We start from the raw sequence: 20813 nt of genomic DNA on the forward strand, positions 1-20813 counted from the left end.
GTTCCGAAATGGCTCAGTTCGGGGATTTATGTTGCGCTTTACCCCAACCCCAACAGCGTTTCTGGAAAAAATTGAAATGCGAAAAGCCGGCAATCTCGCCGCCCCGCCCCCCGGAAAATCGGCCTTGAAAGGTACCTTGATAGGGGGGACCTGCCTCCCTCTCTGCCCCGTCCGCCGCCCTGGCCGGTCGCGGACCACCGCAGCATCGACAACGCGACCACGGCCCTGCACGTTTTCATGCAGCATCGGCTTCATCTGCCAAAGCTTCATAGACACGCACCGCCTTGCGTTGCATCGCCTGACGAAGGTCAGGGTCCGTGATGACGATTGGCCTCGCATCGCGCGTTCTCGAACGTGCTTCGGGAGTGTAGGCGTGTGTCTCGCCATTCACGTCGGCGATTACTAGGCAGCCGACCAGCTTGAAGGTCGGAAAGTCGGCGTCGAATGTAGCGACGAGCCGCGAGCCGTTGCCCCGGCACTCGGCCTCAACTAGGCGCATGGCGGTGATGACGACTGCTGGTTCAATCATTCGCACAGCCCAGATCTCGCAGCTATGGCCACGTCAAAGGCGTTCTTCCAGCCGGCTTTTGCATCAGTCCCTGAGGGCTGATCATTTCCGGCAGCGGGTGTCTTGCTGAACGCCTCATTCCAACCGTCGGCGGGCTTCTGTGTGGCCGACTGATCTGAGCCGGCATGAGCTGCGGCGCCTTGAGCCGTACACGCAGGGACGGACTGTGGTTCAGCGTCGCGCATGGCTGCGGCAATACTTGTGAGATAGCTCATGAGGGTTCTCCATCAAAGGTTTCGACAACTTCGAGAATTGCGCGCGGATCGGCATCGAGGCGACGATCGATCACCATGCCTTCCTTGGCGGCGGCTACAATCAGACTTTCTTCGGTGCGTTCAAGCTCAAGCCGGCGGTCGGCAAGTTCGCTGAAAAGCTTCTCCCGATCGGAGTCGGAAAGCGCGCCGTCGACCTTCATTGTGTCGACCTGGGCGTTGAGCTTCTTGATGAGCTCGTCTCTCATCAACCAAACGAAAAAGTCTGATCCGCCGGTCCCGATCTTGTTGCCGTTGACGATATCGAGGCGAAGCTCCTGATGGATTTTCGCGGGATCACCGTTGCGGATGCGGGGATCGATCGAGGGGGCGCCGCGCGCCGCGATGGCATCGACCGTTGCAGCCATTTCTGTCTTGAGTTCGTCGATCGGCATCGGCGCGCTTTGGGCATCATCCCAGGCGGTTTCAATGTGCTCGATGTCCGCGCGGATGCGCGCCAGCGCCTGGCGGGGCGTCTCGGCTTTGGCAAGTTTGGCCGGTGGGAGGGGGTCGTGCGCAAGTTGACCACCACTACTAAAATGGGTGACCGTCCACTCACGTAGGGCCTCAAGATAGTGAAATTTCTCCCAGGCGGATCTTGCTCGATCGTGAGTGGCGGTCACCCGATCAAGCTCGGCTCTTAGCCGCTTTACGGGTTCAAGCGCGCGTTCTTCTGCGCCGTGAGGTCGGGTCCGCGGAAGTTGCTGGATGTGGAGTTGCGCGTTCGCTTCGGCCTGTTCGAGGCGCCGGCGACAATCTTCGACGGCGCTCATGGCGAGGCGAAGGCCGCCATAGGCCAGATCCTTGGCCTCGATCAGCGCGCGGACCTTTTCCGCGCTCTGTCTCGGCAATTTTTGGATGATGTCTTCGTGAAATTCGGCCATGGCTGGTCTCCGTTGTTGGGGAGACGGTGTGCGGAAAGCGGCGAAGCGTCCAGATGGCAAAATCCGCAAATTCCGCAGAACGCGGCAGGCTGACTTATTTCCGTTTTTTGGAGGGCGCCAAAAGCCGGGGTTTATTGATCCACCACTTCTTGCCGACCTGGATCGCGATGTCTTCGTCCTCCATCCGCCTGGTGATCGTGTCGGCTGACGAACGGGTCAGATATTGGGCTTCTCCGCGGGATACCCATGAGCCGTCATTGAGGTCGATGGTTGTGGGGTCCGGTGGCCAGATGTCGTCGGGCTGATCGCTCATTTGCGGACCTCGCCAGCGTAGAGAGCGAGCCTCTGAAGCTCGACCTGCACGGCATCCTGGAAGGCCAGGACCTGGCGCCGGACGTCCTCGTCGCCGACACCCACCGATCGGAGATCGTCGGCCATGGCCTTGCAGGTTTCCTTCCACCACTTGTCGGCCGGTTGGCCGTGTAGGAGATCCAAGCGCTTCGCAGCCTGGATCACTTCAACACGCCGCCGATCGAGCGGGAATGCGATGACGAGCGCCGTCATTTGATGCCTCCGACATTGCCGTCATATCGGGAAAATTCAGCCTGCACCGCGTCGTGGAAGCGATGCATTTCCGCTCGAACTTCTTCATGGGGCACGCCGGCAATCAGCAACGGAAAAGTCAATGACCGGATCAGCGCATCCCACTGGCGCACGGCCTCATCTTCCTCCTCGCGCAAAATCATTTCGGCAGTGTCGCGGACCAGATCGCGCCGGCGCGAAAACGGGAAGTGGATCACCCTTGCCGCAAGATCGAGCTCAAGCTGCATCTGATTTCCTCCCATGCGGGTGAGGTATTTTGCAGGGATCAATCCATTCCACCGCACCTCCACCGATCACTCTCTCAAAAGCCTCATTGAGCATGGTTTTGTCGGTGCGAAGGCTTCCGTCGCTTAGGACTGGGACGAATACGACCAAGTCATCGGCTCTTGACATCTTCAAAATACGCCGTTTGCGATCCTCTATCTGGATCAGTGCGTATTCAAGGACGGTACAGATGCCATGGTCTCCCACGTCGACCTTGTCGCCCTTTTTCAGCATGTTTTTGTCTCGGCCGGATGCGCCAGCGAGCGCGTCCGGATCGGTCTGCTCTACAGAATGAATTGAAGCTGAGGATCTATTGAGGGTATCCCCTCGGGGGATACCCTCTCTCTTATCTTCTCTACTCTCATCTATATAGCATTGCGGTTGCATAGAGGTTTCTTTGAATTCATTATCTTTTTTCAATTCTTGCAACGTTTGTTTTTCAACGGCTTTGCGATTGCGTTGCGTTTTGTCGCCGGTTTCGCTCTGGTATCCTCGGCTTTTGGCTTCGGTTTGGCGTTCCTTTTTCCACCGGGCTTCCGCTCCGGCCTGTCCACCCTTCGACCGCTTCATAGCGTCGTCGAGTTCTCCCTCGATGTAGTCTGACCACAGCAAGTCGTCTGCGCCCTGGACAATGAAGCCGGCGGACAGCAGCTTCAGCACGATCCTCTTGATCGTCGGCGTCGACACGCGACAAGCATTTGCAAGCCATTTCGGGTCCGCCGGGATCGGCCCACCGATCTGATGCATAGTGTCAAACAATCGGTTCAGAATACCTTCGTCCTCGGGCTCCAAATCCAGTCGCATATTTGCCCAGATCTTGACGTGGTGCTTCCACCAATCCAGCGGTTCCTTGACGCTCATGTGATGAGCCCCGCAACGACAGCGACGACCATCAGAACGGCCGCGGCATAGGCGAACAGGCCAATCATGACATCACCTTCGAGCACGCCCGGCACCTGAACTTGCGGCCGGCGAGCATCGCGGCGGGAAGTTCGACCTTGCCGCGGTGGCCGCAGGCGCAACGCAGAACGCGCGTCACCATCTCAGCGTCGACGGCTTCCTTGCGGGCCTGGGCGCCGTTGACGCTGCCGCCGAGATCCTCGGTGCCGTGCCGGCGGGCGCGGGCGCGGGATGCCGCGCCGCCCCAATTCATCGCGCGGGCCATCAGGCGAGCGCTCCGGCTTCATTTGCATATCCGGAGGTCGAACCGTGCGCCTTTCCTGCTAACCAAGCGTCAAGGTCATTTCGCCGATATAGCGTCTTGCGCGCGGATTGCCGGATGAATACGGGGCCTCCGCCGGCGCATCGCAATTTTGCGAGGGTCGAGGGCGAACTGCGAAGGTAAACCGCCGCCTCTTTCGCGTCCATAATGTCGAGGTTCTTGAGGTATTCGGGGTCAATGACCCGATCGATATCTGCCATTTCAATCTCCATATCGCCCGCCGTTGATCGGCGTTACGCAGAGATTAGCAATGTCGTTCCGCACCCCTTAGGCGACGAATTCTGGATATTTCACTCCAAAATCGTTGCCCGTATTTCACCTTCCGGCCACCCACCATTACTAAGCCAGAATTGCCGCTCCTTACGAATGCCATCTAGAAGACGACGATCACTCTTGTCCAAGATTGCAGCAAACCGTTTTCGGGTTCGAGCCGATGCCCCTGGCACGCGCTCTAACGCCCGGTCGACGACAATCTGAATGAATGCCAGTGCGAAGCTGATGACGGCGTGAGGCGCGTTGTCGATTGTTTCATTCGATGGAAGATTATCCAGCGTCTGCGGCGATAGCAGCCGAAGCGTCTGACATAGCATGTCGAAGAGTTCTTCCTCTGCTATCCGAAGATAGCTATCCACACGGGTATTCGGTCTTTCAGTCAGCAGATGCATTGCAATGTCACCGGCGGCCGCAGCCCCAACCCGCGTTTCCAAATCGACCACAGCACCCACGGCCCTCAGGTCGAGAAGATGTCTTGCGTGAAGCGCGCCGTCCGTCTCAGGTGATCGCGATAGCGCCCGTGCCGGGTCATCCGCGATGCGCTTTAGCTCGCCCAAATAGTCAGCCTGGAAACGCACGTATTTATTCTGATCTGGCTCCTGTAGAAGCCCTTCAAAGCTTCGGGTGGCCGCTTCGATCTGGTGTGTCAAAAGGTCTACCAGAGCAGGTGTAACGACGAGGCCCAAAGGGCTCATGAGGTCAGCCACCTGTCGTTCTGAAAGCAGTGGGGCGATCATTCTGCGTTCCTACGGATTGGGATCACTTCGGCTTCGGGCGCTGCCGATGCCTCGCCCATCGCCGCCGCAATCTTATTGGCGATCGCGTCCGATGCCTTCCGCAGCGGATCAGCGTCCAAGTGGGCATACCGCTGTGTGGTCGAGGCCTGCGTGTGCCCTAGAAGCTTGCCGACGATCAGGAGCCCGTGGCCGTCGCCGGCGCCGACGCTGGCGAAGCTGTGACGCAGGTCATGAAGTCTGACACCTTCAATGCCTGCCGCTTTGCAGACAAGCTTCCAAGGACGTTTCAGATCAGATCGAGGTTGCTCTTTCCCGTCTTTGCCTTCGCCCGGAAAAAGGAACTTCCCACGCCGCTCCAAGCCCGCGAGAACCGCGCGGGCAGGCGGATTGAGCAGAATGGTTTTCGGGCCGGTCTTGCTATCGCGCAGGCGTAAGAGGCCGCGCTCCAGATCGACAAACTCCCATTCCAAATTAAGGATCTCGCGAAGCCGTGCCCCCGTGAAAATGAGAAGTCGAAGTGCCGCGGCCGCGTCAGGATCTATGCGGGTCATCCGGTTTTCCGCTTTTGGCGCGTGCTTTGTCTTCCCTGCCGGGTTCGGTTGCCAAGCCACGCCAGACGTCTCGCATTGCCGGATGGCCGCGCCCAGGCGCTCAAGCTCGTCGACGGATAGAAACCGCTCTTTTGCGTGTTCCCTGAATTTCTCCAATTTGAATGTTGGCTTTCTGACGCCCTCGGGCAGAAGGTCTATACCTTCGGCCCACCCATAGATCGCCGACAAGACCGTCATGACGCGATTGGCCATCGCAGGGGTTCCGGCCAAGCTGTTGTGCAGTTTCGCCACATCTTGCCGTGATATCTCACGCGCATCTTTCCTTCCGAGGCTCGGCAGAATGTGAGCCGCGATCACATGGCGATAGAAGTCGACCGTGTTCGGTTTGCGCTTCACCCTGACGTGTTCACGCATGAACCGGGCAGCAAGTCGATTAAAGCGCAGATCGCGTGAAAGCCTGCGCTCTTTGTCAGCCGCCGCACTCGCAGCCTTGAGCGTGTCCTGTGCGGCTTGCTCTACAGCCTGCCGGTCAATGCCTTTCTCGGCCTCACGGATCAGTTCGCGGGCGCGTTCACGCGCCTGCTCGACTGTCCATGTTCCAAAACCCCCGATCGACACCCGCTTGCTCTTTGCTGCTCGGCCACTGCCAATGCGGAATTGAGCCACGAAGGTGCGCTTGCCGCCCGGTGTGATGTTGACGCCAAACCCTTTCACGCTCGCGTCGCCAGCGTCCCAAAGGAAGTACGCCTTCTCTCTGGCGAGCGCGGTCTCGACGACCTTTTTTGTGAGCTTGCCCATGAACCGTCGACCTTCTTGTTTTTTGCTCATTCCCAAAAAATAAGCACATAGTAAGCACCAAATCGGAACGACGTGGGCCGGCACGGAGCGACGATATTCGATGGATGTAGAGAAATCAAACGGTTATGTTAGACGCGGAACGACGCGGAATATCACGGAATGTAGTTTTCACTATCTGGGGGACAAGGGGTCGTGGGTTCGAATCCCGCCGCTCCGACCATTTTTCATCGGTCCGTTTCGGTCCCGCCTCTGTGCGGAGTGCCAGTGAGCTTCGCCTTCAAGCGGGTTCTGGTTGGGACGCTGATAAGGCCTATGCGTCCGTGAGCCGCGATCTGGATTGCCAGCGCATTTCCAGCGCGATGCAACCCCAGACGATGCCTATCAGCAGATAGAAATGCCGCCAGTGGTCGGTGTCGATGACGCTGCCGATAATCATGTGCCCCACCAGAACGATATAGGCGAGCATCAGATAGGGATGCCAGGGCCGCTCGCGCAGCAGGAAGCGGAACCCCAGCACGAGCGTCCAGATCATCAGCGCCACATAGCTGACGAAGCCGAGCCAGCCATAGTCCATCAGCGCCTTGAGCCAGATATTGTGGGTGTCTTCGCCCCACATCAGCCCGAATTCCAGCGGGCCAATGCCCAGGGGATGCTCCATCGCCATTACGAAGCCGATCGCATGCCGCTCGAAGCGGCCGAGCCGGGCGCCGTCATAGGTCTGGACAAGCTTGGCACGGTCCGAAAACAGCTCGGCGATCTGATCGGACTGCAGGGCCACGATGATGGCGCCGATGAGCAGCAGGACGCCGACCAGCGACATCACCAGGATTTTCAGCCGGAACACGCCGGTGCGTTCCTTGATCAGCATGGTCAGCACCAGAAGCACCATGCAGATGGCCAGGAGCCCCCAGGCCGCGCGCGAGAACGAGAAGAACACGCCGAGTACAAGAACCGTCAGACCGATTGCGCGCAACGGCGCCGCCCTGAAGGTTCCGGTCAGCAGTCCGTGCATGAGATAGAGCGCAGGCAGAACCAGATAGGGCCCGAACACGTTTGGATCCTGGAAGGCGCCCATGGCGCGGCCGTAGCGGGTGAACACCTCGCCGCCGGGAATAAGGTCGAGATAGCCCAGGATTCCCAGGAGGGCGGTGATGATGGCCCCCGCCAGATAGGCGCGGAAGATCAGCCGCAGACGCCGCGGGTCTGCCTCGATGATGGCGGCAAAGAACATCGCCGTGAATGCCAGGAACAGCGACACCGCGATATACATCGGCGTGTCCTTGACCTCGGCCATGGTCAGGATCGAGATCATGCCGCCGATATTGAAGACGACCAAAAGCGCAATCAGCGGAGCGATGTGGCGCGACAGCCGCAAGCCGAAGATCGCCCAGATGCCGATCAGGGCAGCGAGATAGACCTCATAGGGTGCCGGCTCGTTGATCACGAAGCCCGACAGGAACACGCCAAAGGCCACGCACAGGGAGGCCAGTAGCGAGATCGCCGCGCGCTGCGGCTGAAAGACGGCAGGTGCGGGGAGGGCGGCGCTGGTCAATAGGCGTGTTCCGTGTTGAACAGCCTCAGCGGCGTGAGGAACAGGATTTTAAGATCGAACAGCAGCGACCAGTTCTCAATGTAGTAAAGATCACAGGCGGTGCGCTGCTTGATCTTCTCGTCATTGTCGATCTCGCCGCGCCAGCCATTGATCTGCGCCCAGCCGGTCACGCCCGGCTTGACCCGGTGCCGGGCGAAATAGCCATCTACGACTTCGGCGAACAGCCGGTCACGGCTGGCTGCAACCACGGCATGCGGCCGCGGCCCGACGAGCGACAGGCTGCCGCGCAGCACGTTGAAGAACTGCGGCAATTCGTCGATCGAGGTCTTGCGGATGAAGCGGCCGACCCTGGTCACCCGCGGATCGTCCTTGGTGACGGCGGCGCGGGCGGTGGGGTCGCATTGTTCGGTGTACATCGACCGGAATTTCAGCACTTCGACGACTTCATTGTTGAAGCCGTGCCGCTTCTGCCGGAACAGGACCGGCCCCTTGGAATCGAGCTTGATAGCAATGGCCGCGCCGAGCATCACCGGCCACAGAAGCGCAATTGCCAGCAGCGAAAAGAACACATCGAAGATCCGCTTGGCCACTGAATCCCAGTCGGTGATCGGACGGTCGAAAATGTCGAGCATCGGCACCGCACCGACATAGGAATAGGCGCGCGGCCGGAACCGGAGCTTGTTGGTATGCGCCGCAAGTCGAATGTCGAGCGGCAGCACCCAGAGCTTTTTCAGCAGGGTCAGAACCCGGGATTCGGCATTGAGCGGCAGGGCGATGATCAGCATGTCGATCCGCGCCATACGAGCAAAGGCGGTCAGCGAGTCGATATTGCCCAGTTTCGGATAGCCGGCGACGATAGGCGGCGAGCGGCGTTCGTCGCGATCGTCGAAGAAGCCGCAGATGCGGATGTCGTTGTCGACGTCCTGTTCGATCGAACGGATCAGCGCCTTGGCGTTCTCGCCGCCACCGACGATGATGGCACGGCGTTCCATCACCCCGTTGCGGGCCCAGCGGCGAATGCCATAGGCGACGATGTTGCGGGTGACGACCAGCGACAGGGCGCCGGAGATGAACCAGGCGGCAAACCATACCCGCGAAAACACCAGGCTGTATTTCAGGAAAAAGGCCACCAGTGCGATCAACGCGAAGGAAATGCCCCATGACGAAAGCACCTTGGGCAGCGTCTTCAGCGCATTGCGCAGCGCCGGCACCTGATAGCCGTCCGCGAGCTGGATCAGCAGCACGGCCAGCGATGACCCGATGAAAATCGCCGGCAGGTAATAGACCAGCGTGCCTTCGTAACTTATCCCGACATACAGGGCATGAACGACAAAACCGGACAGGGCAATCAGCGCGAATTCGACAAGCCGCAGCGTGCCCACGATCATCGTCGGGGAGTAGTTTTCCTGCGAAAGCCGGATGGCGGTCTGACGCGCAAGGCGGCTCATCTCGGCGCCGGTGTCACCGTCCTTGGGCTTCTGGCCCGGATCGGCTTCAAGTTCCGTCATTGCCTTGCGAATGGAGGCCGCGCTGAACGTATTGTGGTTGTCAATCTTGTTCACGGCCGAATTCTCCCCGGAAACTGATGTCACCGGGATAGCATGGTCACCCTAAGAAAGGCTTGACGCCGCCTTCGCCTTGCCGTCCCCGACAGTGCCAATCTGACATTCCTGGTAGACCTCGATCATCCGCCCGGCCATGGTCTGCGCGGAGAACCGGTCGCGAAAAGCTTCCATCTCCGGCATCGCCGCGGCCAGCCAGCCCGGATCGGTGATATCCTTCGCCATCGCGCCGGCCAGTGCTTCGGTGTCCCCGCGCGGGACAAATCCGGCAAAATCGGCGCCGAGGATCTCCGGAATGCCGCCAACCTGTGTCGATATCACCGGCTTGCCGGCGGCAACGGCTTCCAGAACGATATAGGGCATCGATTCAGCCCGCGAGGGAACAACAACCGTGCGGGCGAGCGCGAAGGCGTCGCGGGCGGGCATCGCATCGCGCATGGTCACCCGGTCTGCCATGCCCAGCATGTCGAGACGGGCCTGATAGCGCGCCTTGTCCGCACCGTCGCCGACCATGACGCCACGCAGGGGCTTGCCGGTGAGCTGTTCGGCCCGCCGTATCGCCTCGATGAAGACGTCGGGACCCTTGAGGTCCCGCATCATGCCGATATAGAGAAAATCCACGGCGCCGGCGGCGTTGGCGACCGGCTCGAATTCAGGGGCGCGCAGCCCATTGTGGATCAGCCGCCAATCGACCCGCGGCCGGCCGACCTTTTTCTCATAGGTTCTGCGCTCGTAATCGGAGACGAAGATCAGCCGGTCGGTCCGCCGTTCCAGGAAACGCTCTATGGCGAAATAGGCCTGGCCGCGCAAGGTTTTTTCGTCGTAATGCAGGCTTCCGCCATGCGGTGAATAAAAACGGGCAACGCGAGACTGGGATACCCGTAACCGTGAGCCGACCAGTCGCACGAAGGCGCCGCCCTTGGCGCCGTGTCCGTGCAACACATCCGGCTGCAAATTCTTGATTTCACGAAAGGTTTTGACGGCTGTCGTGATGTCGGAAAACCCGAGAGAACGGCGCATGGGCAAGCGTGTGAGCCCGAGCGCCAGATTGGGCATGATGCTTTCGAAAAGGGCGTCTTCATAGGCGCCGCCGGTGGTCGAATCGCACAGGATGCCGACTTGATGACCTGCCTTGGCGTGCTCCTCGGCGAGATCGCGGACATGGCGGAAAATGCCTCCCACGGGCGACCGAAAGCAATGAAGAATCCGTAAGGGGGTGTCTGCCTCCATGAATTTAGAATAGCCGTTCACGCACATAGATGGTGTCGCCGGCAAGGATCGGATCGGTGATCTTGACCCGGCCGGTCATGATCTGGCCGTTGATGTTGCGGGTGATGTCGACATTGTGCTGATAGGCCCGTGCGGAATAGCCGCCGGCGATGGCGATGGCGTTCTGCACGGTCATCCCGGCAACATAGGTGTACTGCCCGGCCTGACCGACTTCACCCAGCACGTAGAATGAGCGGTAGCGGTCGATTTCAATGGAGACGTCCGGATCACGCAGATAGCCCTGCCGAAGATTTGCGGCAATCGAGCCTTCCAGTTCCTGCAGGGTGCGTCCGCGTGCGGCCACGGCGCCGATCAGGGGAAAGGCGATATAGCCGGCCTGGTCGACGGAATAGGTTCCGGTCAGACCGGTCTGCTCGAAAACGGTGATGCGCAGACGATCGCCGGCATCCAGCCGGTAAGGCTGCATCACGGCTTCATGGAACGCCTCGGGGGCGGGATGATAGCCGGAGCACCCCGCCAGCATGACTGAGGTCATGGCGGCCGCCAGCAGGGTTGTCACTTTGGACTTGGCGGGTTTCATGCTTAACGTGCTCCACGCGGAACGTTTGAATATCGAGCCCTGTTATCGATCCATTAGGGTTAACGGGCGGTAAAACTGGGCGATGAAAGTCACAGGCGGTCGAAAAAAGTTATACCCGGGCAGGGCGCCAAAGGTAAAGGAAGCGTCACTGCAGCCTTAACCGTTGCGTTACCATGTTCGTTTACGCTTGTGGCCATATGGAAGTATGGAGTTGCTCGCGTATGTCTGTTCCAGGGATGTCACAACCGGATGTGGATATTGACCTCGGCCGCCTGTTGAAGGCTGTCTGGGACAGGAGGAACCTCGTTCTCGGGCTGACAGCCGCCGCGGCAGGCCTTGCCTTTCTCGTCACTGCCATGATCGATCCGCTCTACAAGTCGGAGACCCGGTTGCTGGTCGAAACCCGCGAGCCGGTCTATTCCAGTGACCAGAACCCGCAATCGGCCGGAACCGCGCTGGATGAGCGCGCCGTGACCAGCCAGGTCGAGATCCTGCAGTCCACCGATCTGGTCAAGCAGGTGGCGCGCGAGCTCAACCTGTCGTCACGCGTCGAGTTCGACCCCGCCGCCAACCCTTCGGCGATCGGCGATCTGCTGGTCATGCTGGGGCTCAAGAAGAACCCGCTGGACGTGCCTGCCGAAGAGCGCATCCTGAAGGAGTTCTACAGCAAGCTCTCCGTTTATGTCATTCCGGGGTCCCGGGTCATCGGCATCGAATTCTCGTCCGGGGATGCCGAACTGGCGGCCCAGGTGCCCAATGCCCTGGTCGACGCCTATCTTGCCTTCCAGTCTGGCGCCAAGCTGGAAAACAACACCGACGCCAGCGCCTGGCTGGAGCCGGAAATCGCCCGGCTGCGTGAAAAGGTCCGGGAATCCGAGGAAAAGGTCGCGCAATACCGCTCCCAGACCGGGCTGCTGCTGGTCAACCAGCAGGATACGATCGCCGCCAAGCAATTGTCCGACATCTCGACCGAGCTGAGCCGGGTCCGCGCTGAACGCGCCGATTCCGAAGCGCGCGCCCAATCCGTCCGCAATGCGCTCAGGAACGGCCAGGCGGTTGACGCTGTCTCCGACGTCCTGAGCTCGCCGGTGGTTCAGCGCCTGCGCGAAAGCGAAGGCAATGTCCGCGCCCAGATTGCCGATCTATCGACCACCTTGCTGGACGAGCATCCCCGGATGAAGGGTCTTCGCGCGCAGCTTGATGATGTCGAGAAACAGATCCTGGCCGAAATCCGCAAGGTCCTTTCGAGCCTGGAGAGCAATGCCCGGGTGGCCCGAATCCGCGAAGAGGAACTCACGGCCCAGCTCAATGCGCTCAAGGCCGGTTCGGCGCGCGAAGGCGAGGAATCGGTCGAACTCCGGTCACTGGAACGCGAAGCCGCAGCCCAGCGCGATCTTCTCGAAACCTATCTGGGGCGCTACCGCGAGGCTGCCTCCCGCACCGAACCCAAATCGTTGCCGGCGGATGCGCGGGTGATCTCGCGTGCGGTGCCGGCATCGGAATCGCATTACCCCAAGACACTGGCGATTGTCGGCGTTGCGGCGTTTGCCACCTTCGTGCTGGCATCGGTCGGCGTGATGCTCGCCGAACTCTTCTCGGGGCGGGCCTTGCGGCCTTCCGAGGCTCTCCTCCGCGAACCGGAGCTCGAGCCGTCAGCAGCCGTTGCTGCGGACGACGATGCGACGGAACCATCAGTCGAGCCCGAACCGGCGCTTGAATTGCTGCCGGTCATTTCCAATGTTGCCGATGATTTCAGTGTCGAGGCGGTTGCCGAGCAACTTGTCACCGACGCGACGCCGGTGGCCATCTGTGTCTCGCCCGAGGGTGACGAAGGCTCTGCAGCCGCGGTCATGCTGGCGCGAACCGTCGCCGGCGAAGGCCTCAAGACGCTGCTGATCGATCTTACCGGCTCGGCCTGTCCGACCGATCTGATGGCAGAGTCGGCGCGCTTGCCCGGCCTGACCGATTTGATGTGCGGCGATATCGCCATTGCCGATTCGATCCATCCCGACCGGTTGTCATCGGCCCACATCATTCCGCACGGCAACGCCAATGCGCGCCGGGCCATGCGGGCCATCGACCGTTTGCCGATGGTGATCGATGCGCTGCAGGAAGTCTATGACCTCGTCATCGTCGAGTGCGGCTCGGCCGAGGCCGCCGCTGTCGCCCGCATCGCCCGTTCGGAAAACGGCGAGATCATACTCTCCATCCTGCGCTCGGACCTGTCCGAGGTGGAACAGATCCTTGCCGAATTCAACGAGCAAGGCTTTCACGATGTGTTGCTGATGACGCCCGGCATGCCGACCGGTCCGGTGGACAATCACAGCTCGGCTGCCTGAGCCGGTGGTCAGTCGGGTTCAGCTGCAGCCTTTTGCCTGCGCACGGGCAAGCCGCGCAGCCAGGTGGCGAGGCGATGCAGCCCGGGCGAGGTCTTGATCACCCGTTTGAGCCGGATCATGCCTGCGATCAGCGGCGCGGCCAGGCGCCCCTTCAGGTTCAGCGGAACATAGCAATCCACCAGTTCGGTGCGTTGCGGGCACCAGGAGCGCTTGTAGCTCTGGTCCCCGACGCCGAAATCGAACAGCTTGTGGCCGGCCAGCGCCGCGCGCTCGATCATCCGGTAAAACAGCAGCTCACCGGCGCTGACATCGGCCGCAATGACGTCATTGATAGATCCGAACTGGCAGGTGACGTGGCCATGTTTGAGGGTCAATCCGGAGACCGCGATGATCTCACCCTCATGATCGCCTCCAGCCAGTTCAAGACCGTGCAGCTCCAGTGCGGCGCGTCCATTGGCGTCACGATCGGTGGCAAGGATGCGCAGGAATGTCCGCACCGCCGGATCGGCAAAGACATCAGGCAGGCCCTGGGCTGCAAACCGCAGCGCCTTCTGCCGGAAAAAGGTCTCGAGCAGCCGCAGCGCCAGGGCATCATCCTCGCCGATGAGATGACGGTATCCGCCCATGGCTTCGAGGCGGCGTTCGGAAACCCGCATCTTCTTGCGCCGCCGCTTGCCATTGATCTGCGCCAGCACCGCGCTGAAATCGGCAAACAGCGGCAGTTGAAAGCTGGGATTCTGGTGAAACACCTTCGGCAGTGCCGAATAGGGTGCGTCTGCGGCGGTGGCGGGCGTCAGCTTGTCAAACAGCACCACATCGGCGCCCAGGCCCGCTTGCGACAGCGTGAGTGCCAGCTCATCTGCTGTCACCGGAGCCAGGTCGGCCAGCCTGACGCTGTCGAGGAGTCCGGTGTTTTCGTTGGAAAACGCGGTCCCTGCAAACCGGGCGATGCTGAGGCCGCACGATCGCTTGATTTCGAGCGGCAGCATCGCAACGGCAGCGCCGTCCTGCTCCAGCGTGACCAGGCACAGATTGGCGCCCGTTGCCTCGCGCCAGGCTTCAACCCAAGCCCGGCCTTGATGAAACGCCACTGCCGGATCATCTTCCAGCCTTTGCCACAAGGCCGTCAGATCATCAGCCACCGAGGCTAGGTGCGCTGTCAGACGCCTGCCTGACGGATGTGGCTGTCTGGCGGCGGTGGGCCGGGTGACCGGCACGGTCATCTCATGTGTATTGGCCATTGTCCCGATGCTCGCGCGATTCATACCTGTGCGCGAAGCATGCCCGGATCAGCCTAGGGTCCGGTAAAGACGGCGCCACGGCCGGCAAAAAGCCGTCGTGACGGCTAATGCGGCGTTAATGCTGCAGCGGACACCCGGAAAATGGGGCGAGCCTAGGGCTGCTTGGGTTTGGCAGGCCCTTCCATCCACCGGATCAGGAACATCGCCGGCACGATCCAGAAAACCCCTGTGACCATGAAATAGAGCAGATGGACATACCAGGCGGATTCGGCCAGGCGATAGGTCGCAACCGTCGTCGCGACGAGCGCGTAAAGCACCGCCAGCGCCACGATGAGCGCGGCTCCGATAAGCTTTCTGAGACGGACGGGCATGAGCGGGCCTTTACTGTTCGGACTTCGACACAAAGCGTTCGGCACAATGCGCCCCGGTGAGCGGTTGCATGAGGATTTAACCGCTCTGGCGCTGAACGCAAGGGCAAGCTGACCAGCCACGCCGCGACCGCATGCCGCAAAGCTGCAGCCCTTGCCTTGCAACGGGGCGTGGTGCACATGTTCGGCACTGTTGAAAGGATCATATTGCCGATGTCCGCCACGCCCTTGACCCACTCCACTGCCGCATTATCCGACACCGGCTCCGTGATTGCCGAAGAGCAGCGCATCCGCCGCAACCGGGCTGCGCAGCGTATCTGGCTCGGCCTGGTTCTGGCAGCAATCTTCGCCCTGATCCTGGTTGGTGGAGCCACGCGACTGACCGATTCGGGTCTGTCGATTACACAGTGGAAGCCGATCCATGGCGTGATTCCGCCGCTGAGCGAGATGGAATGGCAGGAGGAGCTCGAACTCTACCGCCAGATCCCAGAATACCAGCTGATCAACAAGGGCATGAGCCTGGACGAGTTCAAGACCATCTACTGGTGGGAATGGGCGCACCGGTTCCTGGCCCGTGGCGTCGGCGTGTTGTTCGGCATCCCGTTCCTGATCTTCCTGGCAACAGGGCGCGTGGAAAAGCGCCTGCGCTGGCCGCTGTTCGGACTGCTGGTCCTGGGCGGCCTGCAAGGCGCCGTGGGCTGGTGGATGGTGGCTTCGGGTCTGGTGGACCGCGTCGATGTCAGCCAGTACCGGCTCGCCACCCATTTGACGCTGGCCTGTCTGATCTTTGCAGCCATTGTCTGGGTGATGCGCGGGCTTGCGCCGCATTCCGCCGATCCGGTGCCGAGCATCGGACTGAAGCGCGGGGCAGGGGCGCTGACGGGGCTTGTGCTGGTGCAGATCTATCTCGGCGGCCTTGTTGCCGGTCTCGATGCCGGTCTGGCGTCCAGCACCTGGCCGTTGATGAATGGCGCACTGGTGCCCGAGGGCCTGCTGGAGATCATGCCGGCCTGGCGCAATTTCTTCGAGAATGAACTGACGGTGCAGTTCGTCCACCGCCTTGGCGGCTATCTGCTGTTCGCGTTGGCGCTGTGGCACATGGTGGCATCGATTGTTCATGGCCGCGGCACCACCCACTGCCGTCGCGCGGTGGTGCTGTTTGGTCTGGTGACCATCCAGGCGCTGATCGGCATTGTTGTGATCCTGGGCCAGGTGCCGTTCGGCTGGGCGCTGGTGCACCAGGGCTGGGCCATTGTCGTGCTCGGTTTCGCGGTCGCCCACTGGCGTGGCTTTTACGGCGCCTATCCGATGGAAACCAGGATCCGTCTCAGGAGTTGACCGGACCGCGCTGTCGGGAGACGGTGCAAGCGCAACACCACCTTCAATGAAAGGAGAGTGCAATGGCGCTTTTCAAGCTGTCCCGTCATCGCCGCTATGTCTCCGACGAAAAATATTATGCCTGGTTTGAACTCGCCTACACAACTGTCGATGTCTGCGCTGCCTTGTTGTTCGTGGTGGGATCGATCATGTTCTTCTCTACGGAATGGCTGACAACCGGCACCTGGTGCTTTCTGATCGGTTCGCTCTGCTTCGCACTGAAGCCGACACTGCGCATCATCCGGGAACTCCGCTACGTCAGAGACAATGATCTGGAAGATCTCGCCAAGCGGTTTGAGAGCGATTCCTGATCCGCATATCTGCTTCTACCAGGCCGCCAAGAGTTTCACTGTTCCTGCCTTCCTTGATGCGGATCAAGGTTTGGCCTGCCGGATGGCCGTAACCTCAAACACGAACCCATGAAATTTCGGGCGATGTCCTGCTGGCGGACCTGTTGCACTGGTTTTGTCGCAAGGATGCCAGTCCGGACGAGCTAGGAGACGAGTTCTTATGCTGGAATATGCTGTCGAGGCCCGCCGCATCAACAAGCACGGCAGCGTCGCGAAAACCAAGGATGCAGAGATCACACTTGATACCGACGTTGCTGGCCGGGATGATGCATTCAATCCGGCGGAACTCCTGCTCGCGGCGATTTCGGCCTGCATGATCAAGGGGATCGAGCGCGTCGCGCCGATCACAAAATTCGAGTATCGCGGCATCGAGGTGCGGCTCAAGGGCAAGCGCCAGGATAGCCCGCCATTCATGGCGGAAATCACCTATGAACTGATCATAGACACCGACGAAGACGACCATCGACTGGAACTCATTCATTCCAACGTGCGCAAGTATGGCACGATTTACAACACCATAGCCGCCGCGACGAAGCTCGAGGGGATCGTCAGGCGCAAGACGGATTGAACTGCCGGCAGGTGCCCGTTTCGGTCCCTGCAAAACCAGTCCGATGCCTGCTGCGCCTCCGTCAGGCGCCGATCATCAGATCGAGGTTCTGCACTGCAGCACCGGATGCCCCTTTGCCGAGATTGTCCAGCGACGCCACCAGATTGACCTGGCCCGTGCCTTCAACACCGCAGACATAGAGCTTCATATTGTTGGTGCCGACCAGTTCTTCCGGATCAAGCCGGGCTAGACCGGCACTGTCCGCAAGAGACACGACGCTGACTGCACCGCCCTGGGAATAATGCGTCTCGAGCGCCGAATGGACCTCCGCCATCGACGGATTGCCCGTCATCAGCTCGAGATGCAGCGGAACATTGACCAGCATGCCCTGCGCGAAGCGGCCAACAGCCGGGGTGAAGATCGGCCGCCGCTCAATCGCGGTGTGGGTCATGATTTCGGGCACATGCTTGTGCGCCAGTGTCAGCGCATAGGCAAAATAGGCAGCCCCGATCGCATCATCGCGAGAGCCATCTTCCATCTGTGCGATCAGTTGCTTGCCGCCGCCGCTATAGCCCGACACGGCATTGATCGTCACCGGATAATCGGTGGGCAGAAGGCCCGCGGCGACCAGCGGGGCAATCAGCGCGATGGCGCCGGTCGAGTAACAGCCCGGATTTGAAACGAACTGCGCCGCCGCAATGCGGTCGGCCTGGCCCGGCGAAAGCTCGGCAAAGCCATAGGCCCAGTCGGGATTGCTCCGGTGCGCGGTGGAGGCGTCGATAAAGCGGGTTCCGGCATCGGCAGCCAGCGCCACCGATTCGCGCGCCGCATCGTCGGGCAGGCACAGGATCGCGATATCGGCCTCGCGCAGGAATTTCGTCCGCACATCGGCATCCCGCCGTTGCTCTGCCGGCATCGACATCAGTTCGATATCGGTCCGGTCCTGCAACCGCGACACGATCTGCAGGCCGGTCGTGCCGTGTTCACCGTCAATAAAAATCTTGGGAGCCATCGGGCTTCTCCGTTCATGCATAAAAATCAGGGACTTGCGCAGCGCTTCGGACTCGATGCCCGAAGCGGCTCATGAGGCTTGCGAGACTTTATCGTCGCGCGCGGCGTTCTGCGAGAAGTCCAAGATATTGCATGGCGACAGCTGCTCCGGCAATCGCGGTGATGTCCGCGTGGTCATAGGCTGGCGCCACTTCTACAATATCTGCGCCCTTGATATCAAGTCCCCCGAGCTTTTGCAGCACCGACAGCATTCTGGCGCTGGACGGGCCACCGGCCACCGGGGTTCCGGTTCCCGGTGCAAAGGCCGGATCGAGACAATCAATGTCGAAGGTCAGGTAGCAGGCCGCACCCCCGACATGGTCGAGAATGGTCTGGGAAATTTGCGCGGCGGTCATGTCCTCGATCTCGTGGCCATAGAGGATGCGGATGCCGCAATCCTCCGGCGCATGGGTTCTGATGCCGACCTGGATCGAGCGGGACGGGTCGATGACGCCGTCGCGGACCGCGCGACCGACAAAGGAGCCGTGGTCGATCCGCTTGCCATCGTCAAACCAGGTGTCCTGATGCGCGTCGAACTGCACCAGCGCCAGCGGGCCATGCTTGGCCGCATGCGCCTTGAGCAGCGGCCAGGTGACGAAATGATCGCCGCCCATGCTCATCAGGAAGGCGCCTGATGCGAGAATTTTGGTGGCTTCGCGCTCGATCGTCGCCGGCGTCTTCTGGTGATTGCCGTAATCGAGCAGGCAGTCGCCATAATCGATCACCGGCATCGCCTCGAACAGGTCGCGGTTGAACGGATATTGCGGGTCGTTGTCCAGAATCGCCGACGCGCGGCGGATCGCCTGCGGGCCAAAGCGGGCGCCGGGGCGGTTCGACACCGCCGCGTCAAACGGAATGCCCCAGACCACCGCATCCGCACCCTTGAGCGTCTTGGTGTATTTGCGCCGCATGAACGACAGCGCCCCGGCATAGGTCGGGTCGCTCGCCGCCGATGTCAGCGAACGGGCTGTGAAAGCGTGGTCGATGGATTTGTTGGCCATGGGTCTGGTTCCGGACGCGAAGTTGCAAGCCAGTCTGTCTAACCCATTCAGCGGTTGCAAGAAAGCCGTTGCATGCACGCTCATGCCGTCCGGGCGGTGACTGGCGGGCTGTCCTGCGAGCTGGCGCATGGATCAATTGCAGGCTTGCAGCGCACTTGCCGTCTGGAAGTCGTTCTGCCGGGGGCGCGGCGCATTCGGCGCATTCGGCGCGTGCGGATTTTCTCGAACTTCAGGGAATTTCAAGTTTTCCGAGTCTATCTTTTGCCGCCCGGCTTCTGGCCGACCCAGCGCGGAAGCAGACATGAGCGGTCCTGGTTTTTCCTCACAGCCCGATGCGGCTCTTCTGTCCGTCCAGTATTTGCGTGCCGCTGCCGCACTGGTGGTGATGTTTTTCCATGTTTCGGTGCTGACCCAGGAAACCTGGGGCCTCGATCCGGAGCGGGTCGATCATGTCGGCGCGGCAGGCGTCGATCTGTTCTTCGTCATCTCCGGCTTCATCATGGCAATGATCGTGGCGCGGCAAGGGGCCTTTGACGGCAAGGATTTCTGGATCCGGCGGATAGCACGTATCGTGCCGGCCTATTGGGTGATCACCTTCTTCGTCTTCGCGCTGGCCGCATTGCTGCCGAGCCTGTTTCAGACGACCACGGCTGAACTCTTGCACCTGCTGCTGTCGCTGTCATTCCTGGCCGTCGACAGTGGCGACGGATCCACAGTGCCGATGCTGGGTGTCGGTTGGACCTTGAACTACGAGATGTTCTTCTATGCCATCGTCGCGCTGACCGCGGGCCTGTTTGCGGACCGGAGGCTGTTGGGCACATCGGGCGTGATCATCGCCCTGGTTCTGGCCGGGGTGCTGATTGACCCCGCAAATCCGACCCTGGCCTTTTACACCAACCCGATCCTGCTCGAATTCGTCTTCGGCGTTTTCGTCTTCCGGATATGGCTGCGCGCCCGCAGCCGGAAGGTCGGGCTGGCGCCGCTGGTTGTCCTTGTTGCAGGCGTGCTGCTTCTGGTCTGGCAATGGGAAAGGCCACTGGTCGACTGGCGTCCCTATTACTGGGGGCTGCCCGCCACCGCGGTGCTCTATGGCGCGCTGCAGGTCGTTACGTTCAAGAGCGCGTTTCTGGCGCGTCTGGGAGACTGGTCCTATGCGCTTTATCTCACGCATGTCTTCGTCGTCACCTTCTACATCAAATTCGTGGTTCCGCTGCGCGTTCTCGGCGATATGCCCTGGGAGATCCACTACCTGGTCATGACCATCCTGGCATTTGGCGTTGCGGCCGGTTTTTACACCCTTGTCGAACGGCCGCTGTCGCGCTGGGTCCTGAACCGGTTGCGGCCCGCAACCCCTGAGCCGCAGCGCGCAGCGGCCACCGGTCCTGCCGAATAGCAATATCCCGGGGAACAGGCACAAAAAAAGACGGGGCCGAAGCCCCGTCCATAATGCTTTCCAATATTGACC

23 protein-coding genes are annotated in these 20813 nt (G+C 60.8%); 5 read left to right on the forward strand and 18 right to left on the reverse strand.

Going from position 1 to position 20813, the window contains the following annotated elements:
- Nucleotides 1–235: 235 nt before the first annotated feature.
- From OEG82_RS11265 to OEG82_RS11330, 14 genes are all read right to left on the reverse strand, one after another.
- A complete protein-coding gene (locus OEG82_RS11265; RefSeq protein WP_267612543.1) occupies nt 236–529 on the reverse strand; it encodes a hypothetical protein in 294 nt (97 codons plus the stop codon).
- 250 nt (nt 530–779) lie between these two features.
- A complete protein-coding gene (locus OEG82_RS11270) occupies nt 780–1703 on the reverse strand; it encodes a hypothetical protein (protein ID WP_267612544.1) in 924 nt (307 codons plus the stop codon).
- 94 nt (nt 1704–1797) lie between these two features.
- On the reverse strand, nt 1798–2016 hold the full coding sequence (locus OEG82_RS11275; RefSeq protein ID WP_267612545.1) for a hypothetical protein: 219 nt from the start codon (nt 2014–2016) through the stop codon (nt 1798–1800).
- On the reverse strand, nt 2013–2267 hold the full coding sequence (locus OEG82_RS11280) for a DUF6074 family protein (RefSeq protein ID WP_267612546.1): 255 nt from the start codon (nt 2265–2267) through the stop codon (nt 2013–2015). Before OEG82_RS11280 ends, OEG82_RS11275 begins: the two co-directional genes overlap by 4 nt.
- Nucleotides 2264–2575 (reverse strand): DUF6074 family protein, encoded by a 312-nt coding sequence (locus OEG82_RS11285; RefSeq protein WP_267612547.1) that lies wholly within the window; start codon nt 2573–2575, stop codon nt 2264–2266. The genes OEG82_RS11280 and OEG82_RS11285 overlap by 4 nt, the downstream gene beginning before the upstream one ends.
- Entirely contained in the window at nt 2523–3431 is a 909-nt protein-coding gene (locus OEG82_RS11290; protein ID WP_267612548.1) for a DUF1376 domain-containing protein, read from the reverse strand. Before OEG82_RS11290 ends, OEG82_RS11285 begins: the two co-directional genes overlap by 53 nt.
- A 64-nt stretch (nt 3432–3495) precedes the next feature.
- Complete coding sequence (locus OEG82_RS11295; RefSeq protein WP_267612549.1) at nt 3496–3735, reverse strand: hypothetical protein; 240 nt, start codon at nt 3733–3735, stop codon at nt 3496–3498.
- Nucleotides 3735–3992, reverse strand: a complete 258-nt coding sequence (locus OEG82_RS11300; RefSeq protein ID WP_267612550.1) for a helix-turn-helix transcriptional regulator — start codon at nt 3990–3992, stop codon at nt 3735–3737. The genes OEG82_RS11295 and OEG82_RS11300 overlap by 1 nt, the downstream gene beginning before the upstream one ends.
- A gap of 90 nt (nt 3993–4082) precedes the next feature.
- Nucleotides 4083–4802, reverse strand: a complete 720-nt coding sequence (locus tag OEG82_RS11305; protein WP_267612551.1) for a hypothetical protein — start codon at nt 4800–4802, stop codon at nt 4083–4085.
- On the reverse strand, nt 4799–6151 hold the full coding sequence (locus OEG82_RS11310; protein WP_267612552.1) for a site-specific integrase: 1353 nt from the start codon (nt 6149–6151) through the stop codon (nt 4799–4801). The genes OEG82_RS11305 and OEG82_RS11310 overlap by 4 nt, the downstream gene beginning before the upstream one ends.
- Nucleotides 6152–6461: 310 nt before the next feature.
- Nucleotides 6462–7703, reverse strand: coding sequence for an O-antigen ligase family protein (locus OEG82_RS11315; protein WP_267612553.1), 1242 nt, complete (start codon nt 7701–7703; stop codon nt 6462–6464).
- Nucleotides 7700–9265 carry an undecaprenyl-phosphate glucose phosphotransferase gene (locus OEG82_RS11320; RefSeq protein WP_425497582.1) on the reverse strand — a complete coding sequence of 522 codons (1566 nt, stop codon included), beginning with the start codon at nt 9263–9265 and terminating at the stop codon, nt 7700–7702. Before OEG82_RS11320 ends, OEG82_RS11315 begins: the two co-directional genes overlap by 4 nt.
- 48 nt (nt 9266–9313) lie before the next feature.
- Nucleotides 9314–10495 (reverse strand): glycosyltransferase family 4 protein, encoded by a 1182-nt coding sequence (locus tag OEG82_RS11325; RefSeq protein ID WP_267612554.1) that lies wholly within the window; start codon nt 10493–10495, stop codon nt 9314–9316.
- Nucleotides 10496–10499: 4 nt separating this feature from the next.
- The gene (locus tag OEG82_RS11330; protein ID WP_267612555.1) at nt 10500–11075 is read right to left on the reverse strand and encodes a polysaccharide biosynthesis/export family protein; all 576 of its coding nucleotides are present in this window, start codon (nt 11073–11075) and stop codon (nt 10500–10502) included.
- Between the two features lie 221 nt (nt 11076–11296).
- On the opposite strand from OEG82_RS11330, the gene OEG82_RS11335 reads away from it, so the two are divergent.
- Nucleotides 11297–13414 (forward strand): GumC family protein, encoded by a 2118-nt coding sequence (locus OEG82_RS11335; RefSeq protein WP_267612556.1) that lies wholly within the window; start codon nt 11297–11299, stop codon nt 13412–13414.
- An 8-nt stretch (nt 13415–13422) separates the two neighbouring features.
- Here the strand turns inward: OEG82_RS11335 and OEG82_RS11340 are convergent, their stop codons facing one another.
- Nucleotides 13423–14655 carry a GNAT family N-acetyltransferase gene (locus OEG82_RS11340; protein ID WP_267612557.1) on the reverse strand — a complete coding sequence of 411 codons (1233 nt, stop codon included), beginning with the start codon at nt 14653–14655 and terminating at the stop codon, nt 13423–13425.
- Nucleotides 14656–14807: 152 nt separating this feature from the next.
- Nucleotides 14808–15026, reverse strand: coding sequence for a DUF2842 domain-containing protein (locus tag OEG82_RS11345; protein WP_267612558.1), 219 nt, complete (start codon nt 15024–15026; stop codon nt 14808–14810).
- A 210-nt stretch (nt 15027–15236) separates the two neighbouring features.
- On the opposite strand from OEG82_RS11345, the gene OEG82_RS11350 reads away from it, so the two are divergent.
- From OEG82_RS11350 to OEG82_RS11360, 3 genes are all read left to right on the forward strand, one after another.
- Nucleotides 15237–16361 carry a COX15/CtaA family protein gene (locus OEG82_RS11350; protein WP_267612559.1) on the forward strand — a complete coding sequence of 375 codons (1125 nt, stop codon included), beginning with the start codon at nt 15237–15239 and terminating at the stop codon, nt 16359–16361.
- Between the two features lie 62 nt (nt 16362–16423).
- Entirely contained in the window at nt 16424–16711 is a 288-nt protein-coding gene (locus tag OEG82_RS11355; protein ID WP_267612560.1) for a YrhK family protein, read from the forward strand.
- Between the two features lie 199 nt (nt 16712–16910).
- The gene (locus OEG82_RS11360) at nt 16911–17318 is read left to right on the forward strand and encodes an OsmC family protein (protein ID WP_267612561.1); all 408 of its coding nucleotides are present in this window, start codon (nt 16911–16913) and stop codon (nt 17316–17318) included.
- A 61-nt stretch (nt 17319–17379) separates the two neighbouring features.
- Here the strand turns inward: OEG82_RS11360 and argC are convergent, their stop codons facing one another.
- Both argC and speB read right to left on the reverse strand, forming a co-directional pair.
- Nucleotides 17380–18309, reverse strand: a complete 930-nt coding sequence (argC, locus tag OEG82_RS11365; RefSeq protein ID WP_267612562.1) for an N-acetyl-gamma-glutamyl-phosphate reductase — start codon at nt 18307–18309, stop codon at nt 17380–17382.
- A gap of 88 nt (nt 18310–18397) precedes the next feature.
- On the reverse strand, nt 18398–19348 hold the full coding sequence (speB, locus tag OEG82_RS11370; protein WP_267612563.1) for an agmatinase: 951 nt from the start codon (nt 19346–19348) through the stop codon (nt 18398–18400).
- Between the two features lie 301 nt (nt 19349–19649).
- Between speB and OEG82_RS11375 the strand changes: the two genes are divergently transcribed.
- Entirely contained in the window at nt 19650–20741 is a 1092-nt protein-coding gene (locus OEG82_RS11375) for an acyltransferase family protein (RefSeq protein ID WP_267612564.1), read from the forward strand.
- Nucleotides 20742–20813: the final 72 nt, after the last annotated feature.

Source organism: Hoeflea ulvae (assembly GCF_026619435.1).
Lineage (GTDB): Bacteria > Pseudomonadota > Alphaproteobacteria > Rhizobiales > Rhizobiaceae > Hoeflea > Hoeflea ulvae.